General features: G+C 58.1%; 11 protein-coding genes. All 11 read right to left on the reverse strand.

The genetic code is table 11. The annotated features are described in order from the left end of the window. Window positions 1-5 precede the first annotated feature (5 nt). A complete protein-coding gene (locus tag ABUA09_RS01245; protein WP_058117734.1) occupies window positions 6-458 on the reverse strand; it encodes an arginine repressor in 453 nt (150 codons plus the stop codon). A gap of 5 nt (window positions 459-463) precedes the next feature. Next, complete coding sequence (locus ABUA09_RS01250) at window positions 464-1,333, reverse strand: NAD(+)/NADH kinase (protein ID WP_033116661.1); 870 nt, start codon at window positions 1,331-1,333, stop codon at window positions 464-466. Then, window positions 1,330-2,142, reverse strand: coding sequence for a TlyA family RNA methyltransferase (locus tag ABUA09_RS01255; protein ID WP_033116660.1), 813 nt, complete (start codon window positions 2,140-2,142; stop codon window positions 1,330-1,332). Before ABUA09_RS01255 ends, ABUA09_RS01250 begins: the two co-directional genes overlap by 4 nt. Continuing rightward, window positions 2,135-3,982: a 1-deoxy-D-xylulose-5-phosphate synthase gene (gene dxs, locus ABUA09_RS01260; RefSeq protein ID WP_208318380.1), complete on the reverse strand. Its 1,848-nt coding sequence runs from the start codon at window positions 3,980-3,982 to the stop codon at window positions 2,135-2,137. The genes ABUA09_RS01255 and dxs overlap by 8 nt, the downstream gene beginning before the upstream one ends. Before the next feature lie 70 nt (window positions 3,983-4,052). Then, the gene (locus ABUA09_RS01265; RefSeq protein WP_033116658.1) at window positions 4,053-4,517 is read right to left on the reverse strand and encodes a divergent PAP2 family protein; all 465 of its coding nucleotides are present in this window, start codon (window positions 4,515-4,517) and stop codon (window positions 4,053-4,055) included. Window positions 4,518-4,523: 6 nt separating this feature from the next. Beyond that, window positions 4,524-5,405, reverse strand: coding sequence for a polyprenyl synthetase family protein (locus ABUA09_RS01270; protein WP_033116657.1), 882 nt, complete (start codon window positions 5,403-5,405; stop codon window positions 4,524-4,526). 5 nt (window positions 5,406-5,410) lie between these two features. Then, complete coding sequence (gene xseB, locus ABUA09_RS01275; RefSeq protein ID WP_033116656.1) at window positions 5,411-5,644, reverse strand: exodeoxyribonuclease VII small subunit; 234 nt, start codon at window positions 5,642-5,644, stop codon at window positions 5,411-5,413. Between the two features lie 2 nt (window positions 5,645-5,646). Then, window positions 5,647-6,861 carry an exodeoxyribonuclease VII large subunit gene (gene xseA, locus ABUA09_RS01280; protein WP_279204839.1) on the reverse strand — a complete coding sequence of 405 codons (1,215 nt, stop codon included), beginning with the start codon at window positions 6,859-6,861 and terminating at the stop codon, window positions 5,647-5,649. Then, on the reverse strand, window positions 6,858-7,793 hold the full coding sequence (locus ABUA09_RS01285; RefSeq protein WP_195607648.1) for a Kae1-like domain-containing protein: 936 nt from the start codon (window positions 7,791-7,793) through the stop codon (window positions 6,858-6,860). Before ABUA09_RS01285 ends, xseA begins: the two co-directional genes overlap by 4 nt. A 2-nt stretch (window positions 7,794-7,795) precedes the next feature. After that, a complete protein-coding gene (gene nusB / locus ABUA09_RS01290) occupies window positions 7,796-8,296 on the reverse strand; it encodes a transcription antitermination factor NusB (protein ID WP_033116654.1) in 501 nt (166 codons plus the stop codon). A gap of 152 nt (window positions 8,297-8,448) precedes the next feature. Beyond that, window positions 8,449-8,835, reverse strand: coding sequence for an Asp23/Gls24 family envelope stress response protein (locus ABUA09_RS01295; RefSeq protein ID WP_033116653.1), 387 nt, complete (start codon window positions 8,833-8,835; stop codon window positions 8,449-8,451). Window positions 8,836-9,077 lie beyond the last annotated feature (242 nt).

The raw sequence follows: 9,077 nt of genomic DNA on the forward strand, positions 1-9,077 counted from the left end.
TGTGCTCACTGGAGCATCTTATGGATTTCGTCACAAAAGGCCTCTGCTTTCTCAGTGTCCCGCATGATGAGAAGGGCCGTGTCATCCCCGGCGAGACTTCCGACCAGATCTCCGATTTCCATACCGTCAATCGCGGCACAGGCTGCAGAAGCGAGGCCCGGCATGGTTTTGATCACAACAATATTCTGGGCGCGGTCAAAGGACGTGACCCCCTCCTTGAAAATGGTCCGCAGACGTCCCGCGAAGTTCAGACTGGCCCTGCGGCCGGATACCACATATTTGTAGGTCCCGTAACTGGTAAGTTCCTTCACCAGATGCAGCTCCTTGATGTCTCTTGAGATCGTTGCCTGGGTAGAGGTGACGCCCCGCAGCTTCAACTCAGCCAACAACTGATCCTGGGTCTCAACATCAACCTCCTCAATGATTCGCAAAATTTCTGCCTGCCGTTTGGACTTCATATCCGTCATGCCCTCCCCAACTTCTGATTGATGATTTCATAAAAGCTGTGATCCGTCAGTCGGACCAACCTGGTCACACTTTTGGAGCGGCGGACTTCAACAGTGTCCCCGCCACAGAGCTTAAAGGCTCTTCCTCCGTCCACAGACAAGTAAGCCGTTTTCCTTGACAGCTTTCCAATCCGGACAGAGACAATCCTGTCCCTTCCCATTACCAGCGGCTTTGCATGGAGGGAATGGGCGCAAATGGGAGTCACAAGGATATTCTCAGAGGTTGGCTCCACAATGGGGCCCCCCGCAGACATAGAATAGGCCGTGGAGCCTGTGGGCGTGGCAAGGATCACTCCGTCTCCGGAGTAGTCATAAATGTGAACACCGTCTCCCCGCACGATCAAGTCAATCACTCTCGCCACCGCACCCTTGGTGATGACAGCATCGTTCAGCGCCAAGTCTCGGTAAAGGGTCTCTCGACCTCTTCGCACCGACACGTCCAGCATCATTCGCGGCTCGATTGTATATTTGCGCTTGGAGAGCTGGGAGAGCATATCCAGTTCGCTGTGCTCCAGTTCTGCCATAAAGCCGACACTGCCCATATTGACCCCCAAAATAGGGACGTTGTGAGCATTGGCGTCCCGCGCGGCATGAAGGATGGTGCCATCCCCGCCAAAGCAGAGGAGAATATCCGCCCTCTCCAGCTCATCCTGCATGTTGCGATAGTCCAGATCCCTGGGCAATTCAGCATGACCGCTCCCTTGCTCTAAGTCGAAAGGAAGGCACAATGAGGTGTCGACCCCGCCCGACTTTAAGATCTCACGGGCCTTCAATGCCGCTTTCAATCCCCGATCCCGGTATGGGTTCGGGCTGAGCACTACTTTCACGGGTGAACCGCCCCCTCGAGTTCAGCATGGGACCTCTCAACCAGTGCAGCGAGGTTCCCCACATAGGGCTCACTGACACCGACGCACAAAAAACCCAGGTATTCAATGTTGCCCTCCGGTCCCTTTATAGGTGAAAAGTCCATATCCTTTACAGAAAATCCGGCATCAGATGCGTGAATCAAAAATTGCTCCAACACCTCCAGATGTACTTCCGGGTCGCGTACGACCCCTTTCTTTCCCACCTTTTCCCTGCCCGCCTCGAATTGCGGTTTGACCAGGCACACCACCTGCCCCTGCGGCTTCAGCAGACCGCGTAGGGCCGGCAAAATCAGCTTCAAAGAAATGAAGGATACATCCACGCTTCCAAAGTCCAGCGGTTCAGCAATCTGCTCCGCAGTCAGATATCTCACGTTCGTCCGCTCCATGCATATCACCCTTGGGTCCTGGCGCAGGCTCCAGGCCAATTGTCCGTAGCCGACATCCACGGCGTATACCTTGGCCGCCCCATTTTGCAACATGCAATCCGTAAAGCCTCCGGTGGAGGCGCCGCAATCAATGCAGATTTTTCCCTTGAGGTCCAGCGGGAAGCGCTGGAGCGCCTTTTCTAGTTTCAGGCCTCCCCGGCTCACATAGGCCAAAGCCTTGCCGTGCAGCTCGATCTCCGCGCTCTCTTCCACTGCAAATCCAGCCTTGTCGATCTTCTGCCCGCCCACAAAAATCTGCCCCGCCATAATCAGGGCCTGCGCTTTTTGTCGGCTCTCCGCCAGTCCCCTCTCACACACCAGTACATCCAGACGTTTTTTACTCACGCTTTAAAACCTCCACTGCCGCCTGGTAAAGCGATTCCGCATCCAGCCCGCACAGGCGGCGCAGCTCCGCCGTGGTTCCATGGGTGATAAACCCACTTCCCGTATTGCAGAGCGCCATCGCTTTGGGCACGACCCCCTGTGCCGCCATGTGGGCAGCGATTTGCTGCCCCATACCTCCCATTGCGGCGCACTCCTCGGCAATCAGGACCCGCTCCGTTTTCTTTACGGAAGCAAGGATTTCTTCGTCATCCAACGGCATAAGGCGATTCAGCTTTATGATTTCCGGGACGTATCCAGCCGCCTCCAACATAGCGCCGGCCTCCAGTACACTCCCCGTAGTGATCCCATAAGTGACAAGTGTTATTGCTTTCCCCACTTTCAGACACACAGTCGGCTCCACACCTGCATCTCCCCGATAGCCGCTCTCTCCGCCTCTTGGATAGCGGAGAGCCACTGGCCCCGATACCTTCCGCACGGCGTGGCGCAGCATGCTCCGCACTTCAGCAAAGCTGGCCGGCGCGAAGAGCGTCATCCCCGGGACCGAGGAGAGATACGCCACATCAAACAGACCGTGGTGGGTCTCGCCGTCTTCTCCCACCAATCCAGCACGGTCTACGCCGAAGACCACATGGAGGCCAAGGATCGCCACATCGTGGAGCAGCATATCATACCCGCGCTGCAGAAACGAGGAGTACACGGCAAAGATCGGCAGACTTCCCTGCTTGGCCATTCCAGCCGCCATCGCCACGGCGTGCCCCTCCGCAATCCCCACATCGAAAAATCGTTCCGGGAATTGAGCCTCAAAGGAGCCCAGTCCGGTGCCGTCCCGCATGGCAGCAGTCACCGCACAGATTCTCCCATCCTCCGCCGCCAGCTCGCAGACAGCCTGTCCAAACGCGCTGGAAAAGGAGGGCCTGGAGGGCTGCAGCGGCTCACCTGTCTGGACACAAAACCGTGATACGCCATGGTAGGCATCCGGATTCTTTTCAGCTGGCGGATAGCCTTTCCCCTTTACAGTCCTTACATGAAGCAATACAGGGCCTTTCAACTCCTTGGCGTAGCGCATCAGGCGAGTGAGCCCTCTCACATCATGCCCGTCCACCGGCCCCAGGTAAATGAACCCCATATCCTCGAACATACTGCAGGGGAGCAGAGTCTCCTTTATCGCCGTTTTGATTTTATGGGTCACACGGTAGATTTGGGGACCGCCTGGCAGCACCGACATCATTTTTCGGTATCCCTTTTTGAACTGAAGATACTGTGGCTTGAGCCGCTGATGTGCTAGGTGTTGGGCCACGCCCCCCACATTTTTGGTAATGGACATGCCATTGTCATTTAGGATGACCAGAAGGGGCTCTCCGCTCAACCCTGCGTTGGAAAGCCCTTCATAGGCAAGTCCGCCTGTCAGGGCCCCGTCTCCAATGAGGGCGATCACGTGGTAGTCCTCCCCTCTCTGGCTCCTGGCTCTGGCCATTCCCAGCGCCACAGAAACAGAGTTGGAGGCATGTCCCGCAATAAAGGCGTCATCCTGGCTTTCCTGTGGCTTGGGGTAGCCCGCAATCCCTCCAAACGTGCGGAGGGTGTCCATGGCCGTGTCCCGCCCCGTCAGGATCTTGTGGGAATAGCATTGGTGTCCCACGTCAAAAACCACTCTGTCCCGCCCGGTATCAAATACCCGGTGGAGCGCTACGGTGATCTCCACCGTACCGAGATTGGAGGCCAAATGTCCTCCCGTGCGTGAGACCGCGTCGATAATGCGGGCCCGCAGCCGCGCACAGAGGCCCTCCGCCTCGCTGTCGCTAATCTCTTTTAGATTTGGAATCTCATCGAGCTGTATCAAAAACGCACCCCCAAGGATGGGATCTATGAAGCTGGGCGCTCCGGCGCCGTTTGTAGCCCTTCCCGCCTGATCAGCGGAACAGCCAGGTCCCCGCAAGACCAATGACGATCCCCAGCACCGCGCCGGCAATGACCTGGACCGGAGTATGTCCCAAAAACTCCTTGAGCTCTTTGCCGAAAAGTTCCGGCTTCATCTCCATCCAGTGTTCCATCATGTAATTTAAAATCTTGGCCTGCTCTCCGGCTGCCTTGCGGACATTTGCCGCATCATACATGACCACGATGGCTAGAACAGCAGCCAGAGCGAAAATGGGCGAGGACCAGCCGTATAGATTTCCGGTCGCACTTGCGCAGGCACAGACAAAGGCGGAATGAGAGCTCGGCATTCCCCCGCTTCCCGTGATCCGTCGGAAATCCAGCCTGTGGTTTTGGATCAGGACGACCACGACCTTTAGCACCTGAGCGATTGCCCAAGCGACGACCGCGAGGGCCAGGATCAGATTTCCCAAATGGCCGTTCAGAAGATTATTCTCCATATCCGGTCAGCTCTCCCGCCCGGCCAAGGCCCGGGCAAGCCAGCACAGAAAATCCGCCCGTCCCCCGAAGGGCTCTAAGGCGGCTACCGCCGCATCAGTCAGGGTATCCACCAGCTCACGGCAGCCATCCATACCCAGCAGGGTAACAAAAGTTGTTTTTTCGTTGGCCTGGTCTGAGCCGATGGGTTTTCCCAGCGTCCTCTCATCCCCCTCTACATCCAACATATCATCCCGGACCTGGAAGGCCAATCCCAGCTTCTGGGCGTAGCGGCGAACGGCAGCCCGGTCATCCGTGCCGCCGCCGGCGATCACACACCCCATCTCAGCCGCCGCACTGAGCAGCGCGCCGGTTTTCAGCTTTTGGAGGTCTTCCACATCCCGCCGGGTCACCGCCCGTCCCTCGGCGGCCATATCCAGCGACTGACCACCCACCATGCCGCGCGCACCGGCGGCATGCGCCAGACAGGCAGCAGCGGCTACCACGCGGTCCGACGGGACCCCGGAGCTCTGCTCCAGTGCGGTTTCAAAGGCGGCGGTGAGCAGCGCATCGCCAGCCAGTACCGCCGTGGCCTCCCCATAGATCTTGTGGTTGGTAGGCTTTCCCCGGCGCAGATCATCGTCATCCATGCAGGGCAGGTCGTCATGGATCAGGGAATACGTGTGGATCATCTCCACCGCGCAGGCGAATGGCAGGGCTTGTGCAACATCTCCCCCACACATCCGGCAGACCTCCAGTGTGAGGAGGGGACGGATGCGCTTTCCGCCGGCCATCAGACTGTACTCCATGGCGTCATAGATATTGGCCATAGGCTCCCTGCCCGCAAAGCACGACTGCAGCGCACGTTCAATCAGGGCCTGTCCGTCACGTAACTGCCGCTCATATTCCATACCGATCATCCCTCCCCGTGGAACGGCGTTTCTACCGGTCCTCCGTCTGTCCCGACGGTGAGCTTGGACACCTTCTGCTCCGCCTTGTCCAGCAGTGCGGAACACTGCTTCATCAGCGTCATTCCCTCCTCAAAGAGCTTCAGCGACTCCTCCAGAGGGGCTTCGCCCTTTTCCAGCTGCGTGACGATCTCCTCCAGGCGTATCATGGCCTGTTCGAAGGTCTTTTTCTTTTCCGCCATATTTATAACAGCCTCCTCTTATCGTCCACACGACAGTCCAGCACACCGTCGGAGAGACGAACCGACAGCTTACCACCCGGCTCCACCTCATCCACAGAAGTTGCCACCTTTCCGTTGGCGGTCTGAGCCAGCGCATACCCTCGCCCCAGTACCTTGAGCGGGCTCATCGCATCCAGGGCCGCCGCCAGACGGGCGAACCGTTCCCGTTCCCCCGCCATCACGCCGCCGAGACCGTGAACCAGCCGCCGCCGCCGATCCTCCAAAAGTGCCCGCCGATCCAAAATGTAATTTATGGGGTCCTGGAGCACGCGATTTTTCTCCAGGCGCTCCAGCTCCCGGCGCGCCCGATCCAGCCGGACCTCCATGGTCCCCATCAGCTTGTCCTCATAGTAAGCGAGATTGGCATAGATCTCGTTCTGATCCGGCACCGCCAGTTCCGCCGCATTGGAGGGCGTAGCCGCCCGCAGGTCTGCCACAAAATCTGCGATCGTCACGTCAGGTTCATGCCCTACCGCGGAAATCACGGGGATTGTGCAGTCGTAAATCGCACGGGCCACCCGTTCGTCGTTGAAGCACCAGAGGTCCTCCGTCGAGCCGCCGCCTCTGCCCGTAATCAGAAGATCCGCCAAAGCATGGGCACTGGCATACCGGATAGCGGAGGCAATCTCTCCCGCCGCCTCTTCCCCTTGTACGCGGACCGGGAGGAGAAGGACCTTCGCCAGCGGATACCGCGCCCCCAGGATGCGCAGCATATCTCTCACCGCTGCGCCGGCCGAAGAGGTGACCAGCGCGATTCGCCCTGGATATCTCGGAATGTTTTTTTTATGCGCCGGGTCAAATAGCCCCTCCCGGAAGAGCTTTTCCTTGAGCTGCTCAAAGGCCACATGGAGGTCTCCGACCCCGTCCGGCATGAGGTCCGAGCAGTAGAGCTGATACTGGCCATCCCGGGGGAATACCGCCACACGTCCAAAGGCAATGACCTTCATACCATTTTCCGGACGAAAGCGGAGGCGGGATGCCTCCCGCCGGAACATCACGCAGCGGAGCGCCCCGCCCTCATCCTTCATGGAAAAATAATGGTGTCCAGAGGGGTAACTTTTGTAATTGGAAATTTCGCCTCGAACAAATACGCCGCTTAAAAGTCCATCCCGATCCAACAGATTTTTAATATAGCCGTTGACTTGGGTGACAGTATAGACAGGCTGACCCTCTCTCATAGCCGGCTCCCCCCCGTCAGGGCCCGCCGGGCCAGGATCGCCACACCAAGAGCGTTATCTGTGGAGTATTGCGGTGGTGCAAACACCGCGTCCCGCAGAGCCGCCCGCAAGGCGGAATTGGAGGCCACCCCTCCGGAACACAGTACTGGGAGGCCCGGATACTGCTCCAATGCCTTGTCCGTGGTCCGCAGCACCGCTTTCACAACGGTGTCCACGACAAACCTAGCTACGTTGGCCGGAGGTGTCCCGCGCTCCACCAGTTCTCTCACCTTGTTCTCCATTCCGGAGAGAGAAAATGTAAGGTCATTTATCTTTACAGTGTAATTTTGACAAACATCTGCCTGACCATACAGTCCATCCAACGCCTTTCCCGCGGGGAATGGCAGCCCCAAGAGCTGTCCGGTCCGGTCAATAAGCTGTCCCGCAGAAATATCACTGGTCCCCCCCAGTTTCTGCGCCCAGACGCTCACCCCGTCCGGCTGCACATACAAAAGCTCCGTCGTCCCGCCGGACAGATGCCAAGCCAGATGGGGACGGTCTAAAAGATCGGGACGTCCGGCGGACCAGGCGGCCGCCGCAATGTGTCCCTGCTGGTGAGCACAGGGGAAAAAGGGGACGCCCAGTGTATCCGCTATCCCGCGCCCCTGAGACTCTCCCGCCAGAAAACAGGGCATATAAGAGCCCTCTACCCAGCGCGGTTTGGTGCTGGCACCCACCGCTGCGATACATCCGTCCAGCCGCCCTTCCGCCCGCAGCGCGGCAAAAATCTCAGGCAGATGTTTGACATGCTGGAACAGCGCGTCGCTCTGCCGAAGCCCCAACGCTCCCTCAGGTACATCCAAAAGCCTGCCAAGATTGTATCCGGACACCCCGTCAAACAGAGCCACAGAGGTGGTGTAATTGCTGGTGTCAATTCCCAGACAGAGCGCCATGGTCACACTCCGTCCTTCTTGTCCTCAGCCTGTGTGTCCACCGCATCGGCCCGCTCCGGAGGCAGTTCTCCCCGGACAAACGCACCCAAGATGCCATTGGCGAAGGACGCGGCCTCAGGTGCGTCATAGCGTCTGGCCAGTTCCACCGCCTCATTGATAGCGGCGGCGGCGGGGATATCCGGCATATACAGGATCTCATACATCGCCACCCGCATGACGGCCGCCGTCATGCGGGAAATACGGGAGAAGGACCAGCCGATGGCATACTTTGAGATATAGCCGTCCAGTTCGGCGCCGTGGTCGTATACCCCTTTCACCAGCGCGGTTATGTACTGCCGCTGCTTCTCGTTGGGATATTCTCCATACAGGGGCTCCTCGTCCTTGAGCTGCGCAAAGTTTTCACGGCTCAGGGAGTCCTCCAGCAATTCTTCCGCGGTCTGATCTGAAAAGCCGAGGGCAAAGGATAAATGGACGGCAATTTCCCTGGCATTGCTCCTGGTCATAATCGGTTCCTCCCGTTGTCTCTCTTTTGTGAATATTCATAGACTATTATATACAGTTTGCGGTGGAAAATAAACCCCCAATTTCCCCTCACAGACGGCAAAAGAGCACTGAGCGCATCATATCGCCCAATGCTCTTTGAGGGTACGCCGATTTACTGAGCCTTCTTCGGCTCTTTCTCAAAGACCACACCGCCCACGCTTACGTTGACGGCGGCGACAGTGAGACCGCTGGTGGCCTCGATGCTGCCAGCCACAGCTTCCTGCACGGCGTGGCCCACATCCGGAATGGTGTAGCCATACTTTACAAGGATGGCCACCTCTACCGTAACGTTCTCCTCCTCCACCTGGAGGCGAATCCCGCGGCTCAGGTTCTTTTTTCCCAGCAGTTCCGCAAGGTCAGTGCCCAGATTGGCCGCCAATCCTCCCACGCCCTCAACTTCCAGCGCAGCGGCGGCGGCAATCACCGCCAGAACTTCCTCTGATATATGGATATTTCCCAACTCATCGGACCGGGAAACATACTCTCTGCCTTCACCCACAGTGGTCACGCTCCTTTTATCATGTTCAGGGATTACAACACGATGGCCTCGGCGACATGGCCACCGTCGTGGAAACCGGCGACGCCGGTTTGGGGCATCACATGGCCCCCGGGCAGTTGTAGCCCCATGTGGGGCTAGGCTGCCCCGCTGCGGCGGGACGACGCACACAATACACCGATTGTTGCTATTCTACCACAAAGGCCGGCCATTTACAATCCAATTTTTGAAATTTGAAGGGGGGG

This window comes from Intestinimonas sp. RTP31139st1_F5_RTP31139_211217, assembly GCF_040226735.1.
GTDB classification, from domain to species: domain Bacteria; phylum Bacillota; class Clostridia; order Oscillospirales; family Oscillospiraceae; genus Intestinimonas; species Intestinimonas butyriciproducens.

Excerpts from the sequence above, each read along its gene's own strand:
- ABUA09_RS01245 (WP_058117734.1), bottom strand. The coding sequence starts at position 458 with ATGAAGTCCAAACGGCAGGCAGAAATTTTGCGAATCATTGAGGAGGTT.
- ABUA09_RS01270 (WP_033116657.1), bottom strand. The coding sequence starts at position 5,405 with ATGGAATATGAGCGGCAGTTACGTGACGGACAGGCCCTGATTGAACGT.
- xseB (WP_033116656.1), bottom strand. The coding sequence starts at position 5,644 with ATGGCGGAAAAGAAAAAGACCTTCGAACAGGCCATGATACGCCTGGAG.
- xseA (WP_279204839.1), bottom strand. The coding sequence starts at position 6,861 with ATGAGAGAGGGTCAGCCTGTCTATACTGTCACCCAAGTCAACGGCTAT.
- nusB (WP_033116654.1), bottom strand. The coding sequence starts at position 8,296 with ATGACCAGGAGCAATGCCAGGGAAATTGCCGTCCATTTATCCTTTGCC.
- ABUA09_RS01265 (WP_033116658.1), bottom strand. The coding sequence starts at position 4,517 with ATGGAGAATAATCTTCTGAACGGCCATTTGGGAAATCTGATCCTGGCC.
- ABUA09_RS01285 (WP_195607648.1), bottom strand. The coding sequence starts at position 7,793 with ATGGCGCTCTGTCTGGGAATTGACACCAGCAATTACACCACCTCTGTG.